This is a genomic window from Streptomyces sp. NPDC051364, assembly GCF_040682115.1.
In the GTDB taxonomy this organism is placed as follows: Bacteria; Actinomycetota; Actinomycetes; order Streptomycetales; family Streptomycetaceae; genus Streptomyces.
Window position 1 is genome coordinate 513022 of sequence record NZ_JBFBAH010000004.1, and the last position, 23569, is coordinate 536590.

The window sequence follows — 23569 nt, forward strand, 5'->3', positions numbered from 1 at the left end:
TCTACCTGCCGAGTTCGTTGTCGAGTGCTGCGAAGAGTTCGTCGTCGGTCGCCAGGTCGAGGTCGGCGCCGTCGGTGGCGCCGTCCATCGCCCGAAGCAGGCCGCGCAGTCGCGCGGTGTACGCTCCTGCCGGTCCGTCGCTGTCCGACGCTCCGGCGGCCCAGAGAGCGGCCTCAAGTGCGTCCAGGGCTGTCTGGACCGGGTCTGCCACTTCGCCGACCAGCTCGTCCCGCAGGTGTTCGGCGACGGCTTGGGTGGTCGGGTGGTCGAAGACGAGCGTGCTGGACAACCGCAGTTCGGTGATGGTGTCCAGCCTGTTGCGCAGTTCGACCGCGGTGAGGGAGTCGAAGCCCAGGTCCAGCAGTCCGCGCTGGACGTCGATCGTCCGCGGGGCCGGGTGGGCCAGGACGATGCCGACCTGTTCCCTGACGAGGTCGAGCAGCAGCTGCTGCTGCGCTTCCACGTCCAGGCCCGTGAGCCGCTGCGCCAGCGGGATCTCCGCCGGAGCGGAGGCACGCCGCCCGGCTCGGCGCTCGGTGCGCACCAGGCCCCGGTACAGCTCGGGCAGTGCGTCCCCGAGGCTCCGCAGTACCGCGAGGTCGAGTGCCACCGGCGCGAGCACCGGTCGGGTCCCCGCCCCGCCGTCGGCTTGTGGCGCCCTGGCTCCGGCCAGGGCCGTGTCAAGGGCCGCGAGTGCCCGGTCGGTCGGCATCGGCAGGATCCCGTTGCGTGCGAGCCTGGCCCGGTCGGCACGGCCGAGGTCGCTCGCCATCCCGTCCTGCCACATGCCCCAGGCGAGGGACACGGCGGGCAGGCCCTCGGCGCGCCGGTGTTCGGCGAGCGCGTCCAGGAAGGTGTTGCCGGCGGCGTAGTTGGCCTGTCCGGCGTTGCCCACCAGGCCGGCGACGGAAGAGAAGAGGACGAAGTCCGTCAGCTCCAGTCCGGCGGTCAGCTCGTGCAGGTTCCAGGCGGCTTCCACCTTCGGCCGCAGGACCCGGGAGAGGCTCTCCGGGCTCATGGCCTCCAGCGTGGCGTCCTCGACGACTCCGGCCGCGTGCACGACCGCGGTGAGCGGGTGCTCGTCCGGGATCGAGGCGAGCAGTCCGGCCAGCGCGTCGCGGTCGGCCGCGTCGCATGCCGCGACCCGTACGTCCGCGCCGAGCGCCGTCAGTTCGGCGACCAGGTCCTGCGCCCCGCCTCGCCGGCTGGTGAGCAGCAGGCGACGGGCGCCGCGGCCGGTCACCAGGTGCCGGGCGACCTGGGCTCCGAGTGCGCCCGTGCCACCGGTGATCAGCACCGTACGCTCCGGGTCGAACGCGTCGTCGACGTCCGGGGTCCGGACCGGGTACGGGACCTTGGCGAGCCGGGTCACGTAGGCCTGTCCCTCGTGCAGTTCGAGCTGCGGTCGGGGATCGGCCAGGGCCGCGGCAAGCAGCTCGCGGCCGGCCGGCAGGCCGTCCGTGATCACGTGCTGGAAAAGTCCCGGGTGTTCCGACTCGGCGGTCCGCATCAGCCCGGACAGTGCGCTGTGCGCCAGTTCCCCGGTGCTGAGCACGGCGAGCCGCGCTCCGGCCGGCGCGTCGGTGGCGAGCCACTGCCGCAGTACCGCCAGCACCTCCTCCGTGACCCGGCCGGTCTCCTGCACAGTGGCCGGGCGTACCGGAAGGACGACCACGTCGGGTGCGGCCGCGCCGTCCGCCGTCGAGGCGGCCAGGTCGGCCAGGTCGGCGTGGTGCTCGGCGGCGAGTCCGAGGTCGGCCTCGCCGAGGACCACGATGGTCGTGTCGCCACCGGTGGGGAGTTCCACACCGACCCGCTCCACCGCGTACACGTGCTGGTCGGAGGGGCGGGTCAGCGCGGTCCCCGCCGGCAGGGCCCGCAGGGCGAGCGATGCGACGGTGGCGACCGGTGCGCCCGTCTCGTCGGCGATGCTGACCGCGACCGTTCCGTCCGGGCCGGGTGACAGCTTGACCCGCAGGGTGCCGGTCCGGGACCCGGTGAGCTGGACGCCGCCGAAGGAGAAGGGCAGCCGTAGTTCGGCCGACTCCTCCAGGAGCAGTGCGTGCAGCGCGGCGTCGAACAGTGCCGGGTGCAGGGCGAATCCATCAGAGTCGACGGACAGCCGTACCTCGGCGTAGAGGTCCTCGCCCGAACGCCATGCCGCCCGGAGGCCCTGGAAGGCGGGGCCGTAGTCGTAGCCCCGGTCGGCGAGGCGGTCGTACAGGTCCTCGACCGGCTGGGTTTCGGCGCCGGCCGGAGGCCAGGACGCGAGGTCGGGTTCGGGGCCGCCGGGAACGGCGGCCACCACGGTTCCGGTGGCGTGCCGGTTCCAGACGTCGCCTTCCTGGTCCCCGCGCGAGTGGACGGCGACGGGCCTGCGGCCTTCTCCGTCGGGGCCGCCGACGGTGATCTGGAGCCGGAGCGCACCTTCGTCGGGAAGGACCAGGGGTGCCTGGAGGACGAGTTCCTCCAGGCGCTCGCAGCCGAGTGCGGCGCCCGCGTGGAGCGCGAGCTCCACCAGGGCCGTGCCCGGGACCAGCAGGGTCCCGGCGACGGCATGGTCGGCGAACCAGGGGTGGCTGCGGGCCGAGATCCGGCCGGTGAACAGGGCACCGTCGGAGTCGGCGAGCGGAACCGCGGCCCCGAGCAGCGGGTGCCGTGCGGAGTCGAGTCCGGCTGAGGTGACGTCGCCGCCGGGCCCCTCCGTGAGCCAGTAGCGCTGGCGCTGGAAGGGGTAGGTCGGCAGGTCCGCGGCCGGTCCGGCGTTCTCGCCGAACAGTGCGCGCCAGTCCACCGGCACGCCCCGTACGTGTGCGTGGGCCACGGCGGTGACGGCGGTGTGCGGCTCGTGGCGCCCGCCGCGCAGCACCGGGACCAGGAGCGATCCCGCGTCGAGGAAGTCCTGCCCCATCGCGCTGAGCACGCCGTCCGGGCCCAGCTCCAGGAAGGTCCGTACGCCTTCGGCTTCCAGGGCGCGTGCCGCGTCCAGGAAGCGCACGGGCCGGCGGACGTGCCGGACCCAGTACTCGGGCGTGGTCAGTTCCTCGGCGCCGACCGGCTGCCCGGTCAGGGTGGAGACGATCGGGATGGTGGGCGCGGCGAACATGAGCCCCTTCGCCACCGTTTGGAATTCGTCCAGCATCGCGTCCATGTGCGGGGAGTGGAAGGCGTGGCTGACGCGCAGTCGCTTGGTCTTGCGTCCCCGGGCGGAGAGTTCGGCTCCGACGGCCTCCACGGCTTCCGCGTCGCCCGAGAGCACCACGGAGGTGGGGCCGTTGACGGCGGCGACGTCCAGCAGGTCCTCCCGTCCGGCGAGCAGCGGCAGCACCTCCCGCTCCTCGGCCTGCACGGCGAGCATCGCGCCGCCGCCGGGCAGTGCCTGCATCAGCCGGCCGCGGGCCGCGACGAGCTGCGCCGCGTCCGCCAGGGACAGGACGCCGGCGACGTGCGCGGCGGCCAGCTCACCGATGGAGTGGCCCGCGAGGAAGTCCGGCCGTACGCCCCAGCCCTCGAGGAGCCGGAAGAGCGCGACCTCGGTTGCGAACAGGGCGGCCTGCGTGAAGCCGGTCTGGTCCAGCGGCGCCGGGTCCTCACCGAAGAGGACGTCGAGCAGCGGCGCTTCCAGCCACTGGTCGAGCTCTGCGCACACGGCGTCCAGGGCCTCGGCGTAGGCGGGGTAGGCGGTGTACAGCTCCCGGCCCATGCCGAGTCGCTGGCTGCCCTGACCGGTGAAGAGGAAGGCCGTACGGCCGTTCACGGGTGTACCCCGCACGGTCAGTTCGGCGAATCCGTCGACCGCTTCGGTGGCGGTGGAGGCCACCACCACGGCGCGGTGCGGCAGTCCGGCCCGTCCGACGGCCAGGGTCCGGCCCGTCGATGCCAGGTCCTGCTGCCCGGCGTCGGCGAGGGCCGCGCCCACCTGGTCGGCCTGCGCCAGCAGGGCCGCGTCGGTGTGCGCGGACAGCAGCAGCGGCACGACCGGCATCGGCTCGGCCGGCGGGACCGTCCCCTCGGTCGGCGGCTGCTCCACGATGACGTGGGCGTTGGTACCGCTGATGCCGAAGGAGGACACGCCCGCCCGGCGCGGCCGCCCGGACTCGGGCCACGCCACCGCCTCGGTGAGCAGTTCCACCTCGCCGGCGGACCAGTCCACTTGTGGGGTGGGCTCGTCGATGTGGAGGCTCTTGGGGAGCACCCCGTGCTGCATCGCCATGACCATCTTGATGACGCCGGCCACACCGGCGGCGGCCTGGGAGTGTCCGATGTTGGACTTCAGGGAGCCCATCAGGAGGGGCGACGGACGCTCCTGCCCGTAGGTGGCGAGTACGGCCTGGGCCTCGATCGGGTCGCCCAGCGTGGTGCCGGTGCCGTGGGCCTCCAGCGCGTCGACGTCCGCGGCGGTCAGGCCCGCGTTGGTCAGGGCCTGGCGGATCACCCGCTCCTGGGAGGGGCCGTTGGGGGCGGTGAGGCCGTTGCTCGCGCCATCCTGGTTGACGGCGGTTCCGCGGATCACGCCGAGGATCCGGCGGCCGTTGCGCCGGGCGTCGGAGAGCCGCTCCAGCAGGAGGATCCCGGCGCCTTCGGCCCAGGCCGCCCCGTCCGCCTGCGCGGAGAAGGACTTGCACCGGCCGTCCGGTGCCAGGCCGCGCTGCCGGCTGAACTCGACGAACAGGGTGGGCGCGGCCAGTACGGTCACACCGCCGGCCAGGGCCAGCCCGCATTCGCCGTTCCGCAGCGCCTGGGCGGCGAGGTGGACGGAGACGAGCGAGGAGGAGCAGGCGGTGTCGACGGTGATCGCCGGTCCCTGCAGGCCGAAGGTGTAGGCGACGCGGCCGGAGGCGACACTGACCGTGCTGCCGACCGCCAGGTAGCCCTCCAGGGCGTCGGGGGCGTCCTTCAGGCGTGCCGCGTAGTCGTTGGCCATGACACCGGCGAACACACCGGTCTGGCTGCCCTTGAGAGAGGTCGGGTCGATGCCCGCGCGCTCGAAGGCCTCCCAGCAGATTTCCAGCAGCAGGCGCTGCTGCGGGTCGATGGCGGTGGCCTCCCGTGCGCTCACCCCGAAGAGCTCGGGGTCGAACTGCGGAGCCTCGTAGAGGAATCCGCCGTGCCGGGTGTACGAGGTGCCCACGTGGTCGGGGTCCGTGTCGTACAGGCCGTCCAGGTCCCAGCCGCGGTCGTTCGGGAACGGGCCGATGGCGTCCCGCTCGTCGGACAGCAGCGCCCACAGCTCCTCCGGGGAGCTGACCTCGCCCGGGTAGCGGCAGGCCATCGCCACGATCGCGATCGGCTCGTCGCAGGCGCCGACGACCGGTTCGGCCACGGCCACCGCGGCGGCCGAGCCGAGCAGTTCGGTCCGCAGGAAGCCGGCCAGATCGACCGTGTTCGGGTAGTCGAACACCACCGTCGCGGGCAGCTTCAGACCTGCGGCCGCGTTCAGCCGGTTGCGCAGTTCCACTGCCTTGAGCGAGTCGAAGCCCAGGTCGTTGAAGGCCCGGTCGGGCGCGACCTGGTCGGCGTCGGTGTGCCCCAGTACGGAGGCCACCACGCCGCGGACCAGTTCCAGCAGCGCGCGCTCCTGGTCCTGGAGGGCCAGGGGCGCCAGGCGTTCCTGGAGGGAGTTCCCGCCCGCCTGCTCGCCGACGGCGGCGCGCCGCGCCGGGCGCACCAGGCCGTGGAAGAGCGCGGGCAGGGTGCCGTCCTCGCTCTGTGCCCGCAGTCCGGTGTAGTCCAGCAGCGCCGGAACGAGCACCGGCCGACGGGTTGCAAGGGCCGCGTCGAACAGCGCCAGCCCCTGCTCGCTGCCGATGGGGGCGATGCCGCCCCGGGACATGCGGGCGAGGTCGGCGTCGGTCAGGTGACCGGTCATACCGCTGCCCTCGGCCCACAGGCCCCAGGCCAGCGACGTACCGGGCAGGCCCAGCGCCTGGCGGTGCTGCGCGAGGGCGTCGAGATAGGTGTTGGCAGCGGCGTAGTTGGCCTGTCCCGCGGTGCCGACCGTACCGGCCAGCGAGGAGAACAGGACGAACGCGTCCAGCTCCAGGCCGGCCGTCAGCTCGTGCAGGTGCCGGGCGGCATCGACCTTGGGGCGCAGTACGGTGTCGAGCTGCTCGGCCGTGAGGGCGTGCAGCGTGCCGTCGTCGAGGACGCCGGCGGTGTGCAGGACCGCGGTGAGCGGGTGCTCCGAGGGGATCGCGTCCAGCATCGCGCCGACCGCCGTGCGGTCGGCCGTGTCACAGGCGACCACGGACACGTCGGTTCCGTGGGCCGTGAGTTCGGCCTCCAGCTCCAGCATGCCCGCCGCGTCCCGGCCGCGGCGGCTCGCCAGCAGCAGGTGCCGTACGCCGTGTTCGGCGACGAGGTGGCGGGCGAACAGCCGGCCCAGGGTGCCGGTGGCACCCGTGATGAGCACGGTGCCCTCGGGGTTCAGGGCGGGCACGGTGTCGTCCGTCGTGGGCGACTTGACCAGCCGCGGCACGAGCAGTGCCCCGTCCCGCAGGCTCACCTGCGCGTCCGGTACGGCCAGCGCACGGCCGAGCTCGGCCTCGGAGAGGTCCCAGTCCGTCAGGTCCAGCAGGCCGAACCGGTCGGGGTTCTCGGCCATGGCGGTGCGCACCAGCCCCCAGACGGGAGCCGAGCCGAGTCCGGCCTCCGTGCGGGCGGTGGTCGCGTCACGGGTCACGAAGACCAGGCGCGAGTCGGCGAACCGCTCCTCGGCGAGCCACTCCTGGGCCAGCCGCAGGGCCCGGTGCGCCACGGCGCCGGGGCCGTCCTCGCCGGGGAAGGGGACCACGACGAGCGGCGGGGTCCCGACGATGCCGCCGAGGTCCGAGTAGCTGCCCAGAGGGGCGGGCAGCCCCCGCCAGCCGCTGCCGGAGTCGTCGAGGACGGCCCATCCGGCGGCCGGGGCGGCCTCCGGGGCGGTCGTCCACTCCACCTGGAGCAGCGGCTGGCGGGGGGTGCCCGAGCCGGCCAGCCGCGCGCGGTCCACGGCCCGCAGGCTGAGCGTCCTCACCGACGCGATCGGCGCACCGCCGGCGTCGGCGAGGGACAGGGCGGCGCCCGAGCCTTCCGGGGTGATCCGTACGCGCAGCACGCTGGCGTTCACCGCGTGCAGCCGAACGCCGGTCCAGGCGAACGGCAGCACCAGGCGGCCGTCCTCCGCGAGCGCCAGCGGGTGCAGGGCGGCGTCGAGAAGGGCCGGGTGGATCCCGAACTCGCCCGGGGGGACGTCCTTCGGGAGCGCGACCTCGGCGAACGTCTCCTGGCCGGCGCGCCACAGCGCCCGCAGGCCCTGGAAGGTGGGCCCGTACTGGAAGCCCCGCTCGGCGAGCGTGTCGTACGCCGCCGTCAGGTCGACCGGCTCGGCGCCGGCCGGGGGCCAGGCGGTGTCGGCCGGTACGCCCGCACGTCCTTGCGCGTGACCCAGTACGCCGGTGGCGTGCAGGGTCCACGGGTGGACCGCGGCGTCGTCGGACTCGGGCTCCGGGCGGGAGTGGACCGACAGCGCGCGCCGGCCCTCCTCGTCCGGAGCGTCGACCACGACCTGGAGCTGTACTCCGCCGCGGCCGGCCAGCACCAGCGGTGCCTGGAGGGTCAGCTCGTCGAGCTGGTCGAGGCCCGTGTGGTCACCCGCCCGGATGGCGAGGTCCACGAAGGCGGTACCGGGGAGCAGCACGGTGCCGGCCACGGCGTGGTCCGCCAGCCAGGGCTGCGTGTTCAGGGCGATCCTGCTGCTCAGGACCAGCTTGTCCTGGTCGGCCATCCAGAGCGCGGCGCCGATGAGCGGGTGCCGCTCGGCGGCCATGCCGAGCCCGCCCGCGTCCCCGGCCGGCGCCGGGCCCTCCAGCCAGTGGCGCCGGCGCTGGAAGGGGTAGGTCGGCAGGTCGACGACCGCGCCGGGTCCGCCGACCACGGCAGCCCAGTCGAGCGGGGCGCCCGAGACGTGGGCCTGCGCCGCGGAGGCGAGGAAGTCGTCGAGTCCACCCTCGTCACGGTGGAGCGAGGGCACGGTGACGGCGCTGTCGTACGACGTGTCGTCGATCGTCTCCTGGAGCGCGATGGTCAGCACCGGGTGGGCGCTGGCCTCGATGAAGACGCGGTGGCCCTGGTCGAGCAGGGTCCGGGTGGCCGCCTCCAGCTGGACGGTCTGGCGGAGGTTGCGGAACCAGTACGAGCCGTCGAGCTCCGTGCCGTCCAGCGGCTGCCCGGTGACGGTGGAGAGGAAGGGCACCTTGACGGCGCGCGGGGTGAGCGAGGACAGGGCGTCGAGAAGCTCGTCCCGCAGGCTTTCGACGTGCGCGGAGTGGGAGGCGTAGTCGACCGGGATGCGCTTGGCGCGCATCTTGTTGGCCTTGCAGTGGGCGACCATCTCCTCAAGAGCGGTCACCTCTCCGGCGACCACCACGGAACGCGGGCCGTTGTGTGCGGCGATGTCGATGGCGCCGTCCCAACGGGTGATGAGCTCGCGGACCTCGTCGGCCGGCAGGGCCACCGAGACCATCCCGCCCGTACCCGCCAGCTTCACGATCGCCCGGCTGCGCAACGCCACGACCTTCGCCGCGTCGTCCAGCGACAGCGCCCCCGACACCGCGGCCGCCGCGATCTCACCCTGCGAGTGACCGATCACCGCATCCGGCTCGATGCCCACCGAACGCCACAACGCGGCCAGGGACACCATCACCGCCCACAGCGCCGGCTGCACCACCTCCACCCGATCGAAACCGGGCGCACCCTCCACACCGCGCAGGACGTCCAGCAGCGACCAGTCCGTGAACGGCGCCAGAGCCTGCTCACACTCCACCAGCCGGGCGGCGAACACCGGGGAGGAGTCGAAGAGTTCCAGAGCCATGCCCTGCCACTGCGAACCCTGACCCGGGAACACGAACACCGTCTTGCCCGAGCCCGTGACCGCGCCCTGCACCAGGTTCGCCGCGGACCCACCCGAGGCCAGCGCCTCAAGACCCGCCAACAGCTGATCCCGGCCGGCGCCCGAAACCGTCGCCCGGAAGGGGAGGTGCGGGACTCGGGTCGCGAGAGCCGAAGCCACCCGCGCCGGGTCGACGATCTCCGAGGCCAGCAGCTCACGCACCTGGCCGGCACGCGCCGCCAGGGCCGCCTCGCTCTTCGCCGAGACCACCAGCGGAAGCCCCGCCACCACCGGCTCACCGGCCACGACCGGCTCCGGGCCCTGCTCCAGGACCACATGCGCGTTCGTACCACTGATACCGAACGAGGACACGGCCGCGCGACGCGGACGCGCCACCTCCGGCCACGCCCGACGCTCGGTGACCAGCTCCACCGCACCCGTCGACCAGTCGACGTGCGGCGTCGGCTCGTCCACGTGCAGCGTCGCCGGAAGCTCCCCGTTACGCATCGCCATCAGCATCTTGATGATGCCCGCGACACCCGCGGCAGCCTGCGTGTGACCGATGTTCGACTTGATCGATCCCAGACGCAGCGGCTCTTCGCGGTCCTGGCCGTAGGTGGCCAGCAGCGCGTTGGCCTCGATCGGGTCACCGAGCCGGGTACCGGTGCCGTGCGCCTCGACCGCGTCCACCTCGTGCGGAGCGAGGCGGGCGTTGGCGAGGGCCTGGCGCATGACGCGTTCCTGCGAGGGCCCGTTGGGGGCGGTGAGGCCGTTGCTCGCACCGTCCTGGTTGACCGCGGAACCACGGATCACACCAAGGATGTTGTGCCCGAGCCGCTGAGCGTCCGACAGACGCTCCAGCACCAGCATGCCCGCGCCCTCGGCCCAACCCGTACCGTCCGCCGAAGCCGCGAACGACTTGCAGGTCCCGTCCGGCGACAGACCGCGCTGACGCGAGAACTCGACGAAGGTCGTTGGCGTGGACATCACGGTGACACCGCCGGCGAGTGCCATCGAGCACTCGCCCTGGCGCAGCGCCTGAGCGGCCAGGTGCACCGCTACCAGCGACGAGGAACACGCCGTGTCCAGCGTCACCGCCGGCCCCTCGAAACCGAACGTGTAGGCCACCCGACCCGACAGGACACTCCCGATCGTGCCCGTCAGCAAATGCCCCTCGAAGCCCTCCGGAGCACTCCCCAGCCGCGACCCGTAGTCGTTGTACATCACACCCGCGTAGACACCGGTCGAGGAACCGCGCAGCGAGGCGGGGTCGACTCCCGCACGCTCCAGCGCCTCCCACGCGACCTCCAGCAGCACACGCTGCTGCGGGTCGGTCGCGATCGCCTCACGCGGACTCAGACCGAAGAACTCGGCATCGAACTCCGCGGCCTCGTAGAGGAATCCGCCCTTGCGCGTGTACGACTTGCCGATCTTCTCGGGGTCCGGGTCGAAGAGGCCCTCCACGTCCCAGCCGCGGTCGGACGGGAACTCGTCGATCGCGTCCCGGCCCTCCGCCACGAGCCGCCACAGGTCCTCCGGCGAGGAGACCCCGCCCGGGTAGCGGCAACCCATACCGACCACGGCGATCGGCTCGTCCAGTCCCGGGGCGTGGGCGGCCACCGACGGGACGACGGCCGTTCCGGTCGCGTCGAGCCGGTCCAGCAGGAAGTCCGCCACCGCCTGGGGCGAGGGGTGGTCGAACACGAGGGTGGTGGGCAGTCGCAGCCCGGTCACCGAGTTGAGCCGGTTGCGCAGTTCGACACCCATGAGGGAGTCGAAGCCGGTGTCCTTGAATGCCTTGGCCGGGTCGATGCCGGTGTTGGCCCCGTGCCCGAGAACCAGCCCCACGGTCTCCCGTACGGTCTGGAGTACGGCCTGCGCCCGCTCCTCCGCGGCCAGCGCGATCAGCCGCTGGACCCACGACGAGTCGGCGCCGCGGGCGGCGCCGGCCGCCTGCCGGCGGCGGACGCGGACCAGGCCGGTGAACAGCTCGGGGAGCGCGTTCTCCTCGGCCCGGGCGCGCAGGGCGCCCAGGTCGAGTTCGGCGGGGACCAGCAGCGGCTCCGCCGAGGCGAGCGCCGCGTCGAACAGATCGAGACCCAGTTCCGGGGTCAGCGGGACGATTCCGCTCCGCTTCCACCGCGCGACGTCGGCGTCGGCGAGGGTTGCGGCCATGCCGTCGGCGCTGTCCCACAGGCTCCACGCGAGGGAGGTGGCGGGCAGGTTCTGGGCGCGGCGGTGCTGCGCGAGGGCGTCGAGGAAGGTGTTCGCGGCCGCGTAGTTGGCCTGGCCGGCGTTGCCGATGAGACCCGCGATGGACGAGAACATGACGAACGAGGCGAGGCCGCGGGACTCGGTGAGGCGGTGGAGGTTCCAGGCCGCGTCCACCTTCGGACGCATCACCCGCTCCAGATGACCGGCCGACAGCGAGGCGACCGTCGCATCGTCCAAGACACCCGCCGTATGCACCACGGCGGTCAGCGGACGCTCGACCGCGACCTCGTCCAACAGACCCGCCAGCGCGTCGAAGTCCGACACGTCACACGCCGCCACCCGAGCCCGCGCACCCAACTCCGCCAGCTCCGCCACGAACTCGGCAGCGCCCGGAGTCTCACCACCACGACGCGACACCAACAGCAGGTGCCGCGCACCGTGATGCGTCACCAACCGACGCGCCACCAGACGGCCCAACGTACCCAGAGCGCCGGTCACCAGGACCGTGCCCTCCGGATCCAGACCCTCCACCACACCCGCCACGACACCCGCAGCACGCGCCAGGCGCGGCACGAACAGCCCGCCACCACGCACCGCCACCTCAGGCTCACCCGAAGCCAACACGGCAGGCAGCAGCTCCAGACCACCCTCGTCCACGTGGGCGAGGACCAGTCGGTCGGGCTGCTCGGTCTGCGCAGTACGGATCAGGCCCACGAGCGGGGCCGTGTGCAGCGCGCCGTCCGGCACGACGAGGACGAGACGGCTCTCCGCGAACTGCGGGGCGGCCAGCCATTGCCGCACCGCCTCCAGCCCGCGCGCCGCCGTGGCGTGGGTCTGGTCGAGTACGTCACCGGTGGTGCCGACGACGAGCTCCTGCTCGCCGATCACCACGAACTCCGGTACGGCAGATCCGGCGTCGACCGCGGCGCTGAGCGCGGCGAGGTCGGCGTAGGGCGCCCCGCCCAGCCGGACCCACCGCTGATCGGCGACCGGCTCGGCCGCCGGGACGGCCTCCCAGGCCACCCGGTACAGGGACTCCACGGCCGGGCCGGCAACGGCGAGCTGATCGCGGGCGATCGGCCGCAGGGCGACCGACTCGATCGCCGCCACCGGAGCGCCGGCGCCGTCGGCGAGAGCGAGACGGGCCGTGTCCTGGCCGGTACGGGTCCAGCGGACGCGCAGCACCGTGGCACCGACCGCGTGCAGCACGAAGCCCGAGAACGAGAACGGCAGACGGATCGTGCTGTCGTCCTGCGCCGAGGCCGCGGCCTCCAGCACGAGCGGGTGCAGAACCGCGTCGAGGACGGCGGGGTGCAAGCCGAAGCGCGCGGCTTCGGTGTGGAGCTGGTCGGGCAGGGCGACCTCGGCGAAGAGGTCGTCGCCGGCGCGCCAGGCGGCACGCAGGCCGTGGAAGGCCGGCCCGTAGCCGTAGCCCAGGTCGTCGAGGCGGTCGTAGACGCCGTCCAGCGGGATGGGGGTGCCATCGGCCGGGGGCCACTGGTCCAGGGGAACGCCCGGCGAGGGGACGGAGGACGTGAGCAGGCCGGCCGCGTGGGCGGTCCACTGCTCTTCGCCGGTCCGCGAGTACACGGTGAACCGACGATCGCCGCGCGCGTCGGCCCGGTCGACGGTCAGCCGCAGCTGGGCGCCCGTCCTCTCCGAGAGGATCAGGGGTGCCTGGACGGTGAGTTCCTCGACGGTGGCGTAACCCAGCTGCTCGGCCGCGGTGCCCGCGAGCTCCAGGAACACCGTCCCCGGAACCAGGACCGTCCCACCGATCGCGTGATCAGCCAGCCACGGATGCGAGGACAACGACACCGAAGCCGAGAACTGCACCGCATCACCATCAGGCTCCGTGATCATCGCAGCCAACAGCGGATGATCCACGGCCGTCAGACCCAGACCCGCCGCATCACCGGAACGCGGGGCGTCCAACCAGAAGCGCTCACGCTGGAACGCGTACGTCGGCAGCTCCACCACACCGGAACCCGGCAGGAACCCCTCCCAGTCCACATCCACGCCATGTGCGTGCACAGCGCCCAGGGCGGCGAGGAGGGAGCGCTTCTCGGCACGGTCCTTGCGCAGCACCGGAACCACGACGATGCCCTCGGTGTCGGCCAGGCACTCGCCCGTCAGACCCGCAAGCGTCCCGTCGGGACCCAGCTCCACGAACGCCGTCACACCAAGACCGGCCAGCGTGGCGATGCCGTCGGCGAAACGGACCGCCGAACGGGCCTGAACGGCCCAGTACTCGGCGGTGAACTCCTCGACCACCTCACCGGTGACATTCGAAACGACCGGGATCCGGGGAGCCGAATGGGTAAGGGTCCGGGCGACCTCGGTGAGCTCCGCCAGCATTCCGTCCAGGTGCGCGGAGTGGAAAGCGTGGCTCACCTTCAGCCGCGTCGCCTTCACACCCTCCCCGCGAGCCAGCTCCAGGACTTCGAGCACTGCCGTCTCGTCACCCGAGATCACGGTGCTTGCAGGGCTGTTGAACCCGGCCACGTCCACACCGGAACGACCCTCGAGCCACCCGGCGACGCGCGCTTCGCCCGCGTTCAGGGCAGCCATCGCCCCGCCCTCGGCAACACCCTCCATCAGACGCGCCCGCGCACACACCAGACGCGCGGCGTCCTCGAGCGACAGCACACCCGCCACGTGGGCCGCCGCCAGCTCACCCACCGAATGACCCACCAGATAGTCCGGGGTCACCCCGTAATGAGACAGCAGACGGAACAGGGCCACCTCGACCGCGAACAACGCCGGCTGGGTGAACACCGTCCGCTGGAGCAGCTCCGGCTCACCCTCGATCACCCCGGCGAGCGAACGGTCCAAGTGGACGTCCAACGCCCCGACGACCTCGTCGAACGCAGCCGCGAACACCGGCTCCGCCGCGTACAGCTCACGGCCCATACCGATACGCTGACTACCCTGCCCGGAGAACAGGAACGCCACCGAACCCGCCGGTACGGCCTCGCCCGGGGTCAGCGCCCGCAGAGCGTCCAGGAGCTCCTCACGGGTCTCCCCCACGACCACCGCACGGTGATCGAAACGAGCACGCGACGCGGCCAGCGAACGGCCCACGGCCACGACGTCCAGCTCCGGCCGCTCCTCCAGGAACGACACCAGCCGATCCGCCTGCTCCGACAGAGCGGCCCCCGACTTGCCCGACACCACCCACGGCACCGGACCCGACACCGACCGCTCCTCCACGGGAGCTTCGCTCTGCGTGACCTGCTCGACGATGAGGTGTGCGTTGGTACCGCTGATGCCGAAGGCCGAGATGCCCGCCCGGCGCGGCCGGTCGAGCTCCGGCCACTCCTGGGCCCGCGTCAGCAGCTCCACCGCGCCGGCCGACCAATCGACGTGCGAGGTCGGCTCGTCCACGTGCAGCGTCGCCGGGAGAACCCCGTGACGCATGGCCATGACCATCTTGATCACGCCCGCGACACCCGCCGCGGCCTGCGTGTGACCGATGTTCGACTTCAGCGAGCCGAGTCCAAGCGGCTCCTCGCGGCCCTGGCCGTAGGTGGCCAGCAGCGCCTGCGCCTCGATCGGGTCGCCGAGCATGGTGCCCGTGCCGTGCGCCTCCACCGCGTCCACCTCGGACGCCGACAGGCGGGCGTTGGCCAGCGCGGCGCGGATGACCCGCTCCTGCGAAGGCCCGTTCGGGGCCGTCAGGCCGTTGCTCGCACCATCCTGGTTCACGGCGGAACCACGGATCACCGCGAGCACCTGGTGCCCGTTGCGCTCCGCGTCCGACAGCCGCTCCAGCACCAGCAGACCCACGCCCTCGGCCCAGCCCGTACCGTCCGCCGCCGAGGAGAACGCCTTGCAGCGCCCGTCCGGCGACAGCCCGCGCTGCCGGGAGAACTCCACGAACATGCCGGGCGTGGCCATGACGGACACACCGCCGGCGATGGCCACGGAGGACTCGCCCTGGCGCAGCGACTGCGCGGCGAGGTGGAGCGCGACGAGCGAGGACGAGCAGGCGGTGTCGACCGTCACCGCCGGGCCCTCCAGCCCGAAGGTGTAGGCCAGCCGGCCCGAGGCCACACTGGCGGTGTTGCCCGTCAGCAGGTAGCCGTCGTACCCGCCGGACGGCTCGTGCAGCCGCGGCCCGTACTCCATTGCCGTCGCGCCCACGTAGACACCGGTGCGGGTGCCGCGCAACGCGGCGGGGTCGATGCCCGCCTGCTCGAAGGCCTCCCAGGCCGTCTCCAGCAGCAGCCGCTGCTGGGGCTCCATGGCCGCCGCCTCGCGGGGACTGATGCCGAAGAACTCGGCATCGAACCGGTCCGCGTCGTGCAGGAAACCACCTTGGGTGGCGTAGGTCTTGCCGGGGCTGTCCGGATCGGGGGTGAAGAGCGCATCAAGGTCCCAGCCCCGGTTGGTCGGGAATCCGCCGACCGCGTCGGCCTCGCTGCTGACCAGACGCCACAGGTCCTCCGCAGAGGCGACCCCTCCCGGCAGCCGGCACGCCATGCCCACGATCGCGATCGGCTCGTCGACGGCCACGGCCTCGTACGCGTCGTCCTCCTGGTCCTGGTCCTGGTCCAGGCCGCGGAGCTGACCACTGAGGTGTTCGGCGAGTACGGCCGGGGTCGGGTAGTTGAAGAGGAGGGCGGGGGGCAGCGAGAGCCCGGTGGCCCTGTTCAGCGCGTTCCGGAGCTCGACGGCCGCGAGGGAGTCGAAGCCCAGGTCGTTGAAGGTCGTGTCGATGTCCACGTCGCGCGCCGATCCGTGGCCGAGCACCGCTGCCACGTGCGCGAGCACCAGCTCCAGCTCATCGCCGCGCCGCGCGGACCGCTTCGGAGCGCTCCGCCTTGCCGCGACGGTCCGGACCTGGACCGGCCCGGTCGCCGTACCCTCCAGCCAGAAGGGCTCACGCTGGAAGGCGTACGTGGGCAGGTCCACCAGGCCCGAACCCGGCAGGAACCGCTCCCACTCCACCTCCACGCCGTTGGCGTGCGCCTCTGCGACCGAGGCCAGGAAACGACCCCGTCCACCGTCGTCGCGCCGCAGCGATCCGACGACGACGGTGCCGCCGACGCCGGCCTCGTCGGCCGTGTCGCCGAGGGCCGAGGTGAGCACCGGGTGCGCACTGACCTCGATGAAGACGCGATGCCCGTCGCCGAGCAGAGCACGGGTGGCCTCTTCCAGCCGGACGGTCCGGCGGAGGTTGCGGAACCAGTACCCGCCGTCGAGCTCCTCACCGTTCAGCGGCTGCCCGGTGACAGTGGAGAAGAACCTGATGTCACCGGTACGCGGCGTGACGCCGGCCAACAGTTCCCGCAGCTCCTCCTCCAGCAAGTCGACGTGGGCGGAGTGAGAGGCGTAGTCGACCGGAATGGTGCGGGCACGGTATCCCTTGACCTCACTTTGAGCGACGAGGTCGGCCAGGGCCTCCGGGTCGCCGGAGACGACCGTGCTCACGGGGCCGTTGTGTGCGGCGATGTCGATCGCGCCGCCCCAATGGGCGATGAGCTCGCGGACCTCGTCGGCCGGCAGGGCTACCGACACCATCCCACCCGTACCGGCCAGCTTCACGATCGCCCGGCTGCGCAACGCGACGATCTTCGCCGCATCCTCGAGCGACAACGCACCAGCGACCACGGCCGCCGCGATCTCACCCTGCGAGTGGCCGACCACCGCGTCCGGCTCGATGCCCACCGAGCGCCACAACGCGGCCAGGGACACCATCACCGCCCACAGCGCCGGCTGCACCACCTCCACCCGATCGAAACCGGGCGCACCCTCCACACCGCGCAGCACATCCAGCAGCGACCAGTCCGTGAACGGCGCCAGAGCCTGCTCACACTCCACCAGCCGGGCGGCGAACACCGGGGAGGAGTCGAAGAGTTCCAGAGCCATGCCCTGCCACTGCGAACCCTGACCCGGGAACACGAACACCGTCTTGCCCGCACCGCCCGGCACCGCACGACCCGACACCACACCAGCCGCAGGCATGCCCTCAGCCAGCGCCCGAACGCCCGCCAGAAGCTCCTCGCGAGTCTCCCCCACGACCACCGCACGGTGATCGAAACGAGCACGCGACACCGCGAGCGACCGACCCACCGCCGCGACGTCCAGCTCCGGCCGCCCCTCCAGGAACGACACCAGCCGCTCCGCCTGACCGGCCACGGCCTCGGCCGACTTGCCCGACACCACCCACGGCACCGCACCCGAGCCGGACTCGGCGCCGGGCAACTCCTCTTCCGCCGCCGATTCGGTGCGCCAGTCCGAAAGCACGACGTGGCAGTTCGTACCGCCCATGCCGAACGAGCTGACACCCGCGTAGAGCGGCTCGTCCGGCCGCGGCCATGCCCCGAGGCTTCGCTGCACGGCGAGCTTCCACTCGTCGAACGGAATGTCCGGGTTGGGGGTTTCGAAGTTCAGGCTCGGCACGAGCTCGCGGTGACGGATGCAGAGCGCCGCCTTCAGCAGGCCGATGATGCCGGCGGCACCCTCAAGGTGTCCGACGTTGGTCTTCACCGATCCGACCCGCAGCTCGGCTCCGTCCACGCGGCCGTCACCGAGCACCGCGCCCAGGGCCGACGCCTCGATCGGGTCGCCCACCTTGGTTCCCGTGCCGTGCAGTTCGACGTACTGCACCTGCTCCGCGGACACCTTGGCACGCTCGTACGCCTGTCGCAGGACATCCTGCTGGCCGGCCGGACTCGGCGCGGCGAGACCCTCGGTCGTCCCGTCGTTGTTCATCGCACTGCCGTTCAGCACGCAGTAGACCGGGTCGCCGTCCGCTATGGCGGCGTGCAGCGGCTTGAGCACCACGAACGCGCCGCCCTCACCGCGTACGTATCCATTCGCCCTGGCGTCGAAGGTGAAGCTGAGGCCGTCCGGTGAAAGTGCGCCGAACCGCTCCGCGCCGATGGTGCTGTCCGGCACCAGATTGAGGTTGACACCGCCGGCGATGGCCATGGCGGACTCGCCGCGGCGCAGGCTCTCGACTGCCAGGTGCACGGCGACCAGCGAGGAGGACTGGCCGGTGTCCACGGCCGCACTCGGTCCGTGCAGCCCCAGGGTGTAGGAGATCCGGTTGGCAACGACGCCGCGGTTGAGACCGGTCAGGGTGTGACGGGTGATGGCTTCGAACCCGTGCTGACGCGTGAGGGCGGCATAGTCGTCGGCAATGACGCCGACGAAGACACCGGTCCGGCTGTCTGCGAGGTCGGACGGGAGGATCCTGGCGTCCTCCAGTGCCTCCCAGGCGAGCTCGAGCATCAGCCGCTGCTGCGGGTCCATCGACGACGCCTCACGCGGACTGATGCCGAAGAAGCCCGCGTCAAAGCCGCTGACGTCCTCGAGATAGCCCCCCGGCCGAGAGGGCAGTTCGGGGCGGCCTGCCGGGGGCGCGCCAATCGCACTGCGGCCGTCGCGCAGCAGCTGCCACAGTTGCGCGGGGTTCTCCGCGTGCGGCAGTCGGCAGGACATACCGACGATGGCGATGGCCTCGGTCGATGTCGACGTGTCAGCTTGGAATTCACCCATGGTCGGTCGCCCTACCTATTGTTACGTACGATGCCTGAGCGGAGGCGTAGCACTCGCAGCGGTGCCGCGGGTGCTACGCCCATGTGATTCTGTTTCGTTTGTAGCTACGAGCTGGTGGTCGACTCGTATTGCGAGACGAGCACCCGCTTGAGAACTTTTCCGCTGGACCCCATCGGGAGAGCGTCGGTGAACTCGACTCGACGAGGGTACTTATATGCGGCGAAACGCTGTTTGCCCCATTCGATGAGCTCTTCGTCCGATCCAGAGGTGACGTCCTCCGGCCGGGCAGGCACGACAATCGCCCAGACCTCCTCGCCAAGCACAGGGTGCGGAACACCGATCACCGCCACCTGCGCCACGTCCGGGTGCCCGAGGAGGATCTCCTCGATTTCGCGCGGATAGACGTTGTAGCCACCACGCAGAATCAAGTCCTTCTTACGGCCCACGACCGAAAGGTAGCCGTCGCCGTCCAGCCTGCCGAGATCACCGGTAAGGAACCAGCCGTCGATCAGAACCTCGGCGGCGATATCCGGGCGACCCAGATATCCGGCCATGACATTCGGACCGCGCACCACGATCTCGCCCACCTCACCGACGGGCAGGAGATCGATCCTGTCGGCATTCGGCCGAGCTATACCGACAGTGATGCCAGTGATCGGAACACCGACCGTTCCGGATCGAAAAGTCAGGCCGGGATAGTGATAGGCAACGCTGCAGGAGGTCTCGGTCATCCCGTAGCCCTCGTACACAGGACATCCGAATGTGCTTCGGACATCCTCGAGGGTCTTGACCGGAAGCGCCGATCCCCCGCTGTACACGCGGTCGAGCCGAGGAACTGGCTCTCCCTGGGCCACCGCATCGAGCAACTTGAAATACATGGTCGGCACGCCCATGAACACCGTGCACCGGTGTTCCGTCATCAACGCGAGGGCCTCCCGTCCGGAGAACCTCGGCATCATGACGATGGAAATACCGGCGCGGAATCCAGTCAGCATGCCGCAGATCTGACCGAAGCCGTGCGACAGCGGAAGACACCCGAGCAGTACGTCGTCACTCCGGAACATGTACGGAGTGGCGACCATCCTCTCGACGTTGTACAGAATGTTCCGGTGGGTGAGCATCACACCTTTCGGCTCACCCGTCGTACCGGACGTGTAGAACACGACCGCGACATCGTCGGGTTCCCGCACCGCGCAATCGTCGATCGGTGCCGTGTCCTGTGCCGCGTTCTCCAGGTCGACCGTGCCCGCGGGGCCCGGGCCGACCGTGAGGAGCACCGTGCCGAGCGACTCCGCCGCCTCTCTCGCCCGTGCGAGCAAGGAGGCGGCGCACACCAGGAAACGGGCGTCGGCATCGGTCATTACGTGATCGATCTCCGACGCGGTCGACATGACGTTCAGCGGGATCGCGACGGCGCCGGCCGCCAGCACGCCGAAGTACACAGCGGGGAACTGCGGGGTGTCGACCAGGAGCATGGCGACCCGGTCTCCTGGCCGTACCCCGTTGGCTCGCAGCACGGAGGCATAGCGCCGTGCCTGTTCCCACAGCCACCCGTAGGTGAAATGCTCGGACTCGTAGATCACGGCCGAGTGTTCGGGTCGCCGCGCCGCCGTGTCGGCCAGCACGCCGGCAACTGACATGGTCATTACGACAGCAGTCCGTCTTTCGCGGCGGTTCGGGCGCCGCCACCGCGGAGCGCGGACGTGGACCAGTCCCGGGCACTGGCGGTAGGGATGTTCAATTCCTTCCAGATTCCATGAAGGGCGTCGGCGAAGTTCTCGACATCCTTCTGGTCGTGCACGGCGGACGGAGCGATCCTCAGGATCTCCTCGCCCGCGGGCACGCTGGGGGCGTTGATGGACTGGACGTAGATCCCGTGCCGCTCGAACAGCAGCTGGGACGCCCGCTTGCACAGATCGTCATCACCGACGAAGGCCGCAACGATATGGGAGTCCGTCGAAATGAAGGGGATGTCGGCCGAGATCAGCAGGCTGTGCAGATGCTGCGCATTCTCCGAGAGAAGCTTTCGCTCGACATCGGAGGACCGCAGGTACTGCACCGACGCCAGCGCACCGGCCGCGACCGCCGGCGGCAGCGAGGTGGTGAAGACGAACGAGCGCGAAAAGGTCCGCACCGCGTCCACGAGGGCCGCCGGTCCCGCAATGTAGCCGCCGACCGTTCCGTAACCCTTTGCCAGGGTACCCATCACCACCGTGAACCGATCGGCGATGCCTTCCCGCGCGGCTATGCCGGCGCCCTGCGGGCCGTACATGCCGACCGCGTGGACCTCGTCGATGAAGGTCGTGGCACCGTACTTGTCCGCAATGTCGGCAATCTCGGCGAGCGGCGCAACGTTGCCCGACATGGAATAGACCGATTCCACGACGATAAGCTTCGGGGAGTCTGCGGGAGCGGCCGCGATCAATTCTTCCAGGTGGGCGACGTCATTGTGCCTGAAGACGTGCTTCTTCGCGCCGCTGTGCCGCAGACCGTCGATGATCGAGGCGTGGTTCTTCGCGTCGGAAAATACGATGGTGTCCTGCGGGAGCCCCGCCAGCACGGAGAGGGACCCCTCGTTGGCCGTGTATCCCGACGTGAAAAGGAGAGCGGATTCCTTGCCGTGCAGATCCGCCAGCTCATTTTCGAGAAGGACATGATAGTGGTTGGTTCCACCGATATTCCGGGAACCTCCGGAGCCTACGCCATGGGCATCGATCGCGGCGTGCATGGCCTCAACGATCTGGCGATTCTGGCCCATTCCCAGATAGTCGTTGCTGCACCAGACACTTACTTCCGAATCCACCCCATCGCGCCGCGCACTGGCCATGGGGTAATGGCCGGAACGGCGGCCGATCTCCAGGAACTCGCGCTTGCTTTCAGCAAGATCATCAGCGGTGTTCCCACTCAGGTATGATGCCAGGTGAACGTTCATTCACTCGCCTTCTCGACGTAGCGGTTGGATTGACCTGCGAACCGAAAGGTCTGCGCTAGGAATACTGCGACTTCAGGAGCGCCTTGTCGGGCTTGCCGTTGCTATTCATCGGCAGTTCGCTCAAGACATGTATCTTCTCGGGCACGTGAATCGGGGACAGTTTCTCGGCAATGCTCGCGCGGATGTCCTCCACTTCGACCACCTCAGCCGGATCGCATTCGATTGCGGCGTGGATGTGATCGCTTCCATCCTCGTCCTGCACGCCGTAGACGGCGGCGTGCCGGACACCCGGGTGGGCAAGAATTTCCGCCTCGAGAACTATGGGGTGAACCTTGACGCCACCGACCTTGACGACGTGGGCCACCCGACCCAGGAGAGTCAAATAGCCTCGCTCGTCGAGACGACCGATATCTCCGGTGAAATACCATCCGTCACGAAGAACTCGTGCAGTCAGTTCCGGTTCACAGTTATAGGCGTCCATCATCTGAGGCGAGCGGACGCGAACCTCACCGATTTCCCCGACCGCCAGTTGCGCACCCGAATCCGAGTTGCAGACAGTGACCTCCGCCCCAGGGAAGGGCCGACCGACAGTGGCCGCGAGATCCGGGTCGCCGTGCTCCTCAGGCGTCAGGATCGTGATCCGACCACACTCACTCGCGGCATAACCCTGCGCCAGAGCGGGGCCGAAAATCCGAAAAGCCTGTGCAATTCTGGCGGGCGCCGCGGGGCTGCCGCCGTAGACGATCCGCTTCAGCGAAGAAAGGCCCGCAGCTTCCAAGGCATCCCTGTCGCCGATTCCTCGCTCAAGCAAATGATCGAGGACGTGGAACACGTGATTTGTCGCCATGAATGTCCACGAGATCTCCTTTTCCGCGGAGACGGTGTCCACGAACTTCTCGGCATCGAAGGCCTCATGGACATAGAGCGCTCCGCCCATGGCGAAGACCGCGTCTGCCATCGGGGCGACGCCATGACTCAGAGGGGTCGATATCAGGATCGACGCACAGTCGTACTCACGACCGACATCCATCCATGCGCGCACGGTGGCTTCCCATGCTCGGCCCGACAACCGGATTCCCTTGGGCCGTCCCGTGCTGCCACTCGTGAAGTTGATGAAGGCCAGCGCATTCGGGTCCCATGAAACGGCGTCCGGGGTGCCGGCAACATCGGCCCGGCCAGCCTCATCGCCTTCCCCGTGCTGAAGTCGCGTCACCGGGATCCCACTACCATCAGCAAGCTCTGCCGCGCGCTCCGAACCTTCGGCATCGGCATAGATGGTCACGGCTTCGGTCTCACGCAGGATCTGGATCTGGTGATCCAGCGGGAGGACCGTTGCCCTGGTACCAGGGTTAGTGGTTCGCAGATAGCACACGGCGCCGCCGAGCAGATGTGTCGCGTACCGCACGGTGAGCGTCTCAGGGCTGTTGGGTGCGACCAGAATCGCTACCACATCCCCCCTGCCCACTCCGCGGTTGCGCAGCGCAAGAAACGTTTCAGTCACGGACCGAATCAGGTCGCCACCGGAGAAGGCTTCGCCACGCCAATGAAAGACATCTCGATCGGGCGCGGCTGCGAACAGTGAGAGGATCTCCGAGACATAACTTTGACTTGCACGCCACCAAGGCTCGGGCAGGCTCATGGGACTTCCTTTGATTTTGCCAACTATGACGACGCTTCTAATTGGGCCGTTCAATCTTCTCCGTGCCACTGAAGTAGCGGTAGATCGTTCGACTGGCTATAACGGAGTGCCGGAAGGCATCACGATCTGGGTAGCCGATCGGCGCACCGCGCCGGCTACCCAGGGGGGGCGGTGCCGGGTGCGGTCGTCGGTCGATGCGATCGAGGCAGGAGACCGTGGTCCTGGAGCGTGTGGAAGAACCCGAGTCCCGGGTCGCCGAGTTGACGGTGCGGCTGGAGGCCTGAGCGGCCTCGGGGAAGTGGGGTGCGTTGCCGCGTCGTCCGGTGCGGTGCATCGCAAGGCGGAGCGGCACGCTTGTACTGGACGTACCAGGGTGCTGCGACAACGCGGCGAGGCGCCGTGCCGG

At 70.5% G+C, this 23569-nt stretch carries 4 protein-coding genes; all 4 read right to left on the reverse strand.

From position 1 onward, the window contains the following. Position 1 precedes the first annotated feature (1 nt). Complete coding sequence (locus tag AB0M76_RS12065; RefSeq protein WP_365952742.1) at positions 2-18592, reverse strand: type I polyketide synthase; 18591 nt, start codon at positions 18590-18592, stop codon at positions 2-4. Positions 18593-18696: 104 nt separating this feature from the next. After that, the gene (locus AB0M76_RS12070; protein WP_365952743.1) at positions 18697-20232 is read right to left on the reverse strand and encodes a long-chain fatty acid--CoA ligase; all 1536 of its coding nucleotides are present in this window, start codon (positions 20230-20232) and stop codon (positions 18697-18699) included. 5 nt (positions 20233-20237) lie between these two features. Further along, positions 20238-21524, reverse strand: a complete 1287-nt coding sequence (hemA, locus tag AB0M76_RS12075) for a 5-aminolevulinate synthase (RefSeq protein WP_365952744.1) — start codon at positions 21522-21524, stop codon at positions 20238-20240. Positions 21525-21579: 55 nt separating this feature from the next. Next, positions 21580-23163 (reverse strand): AMP-binding protein, encoded by a 1584-nt coding sequence (locus AB0M76_RS12080; RefSeq protein WP_365952745.1) that lies wholly within the window; start codon positions 23161-23163, stop codon positions 21580-21582. Positions 23164-23569: the final 406 nt, after the last annotated feature.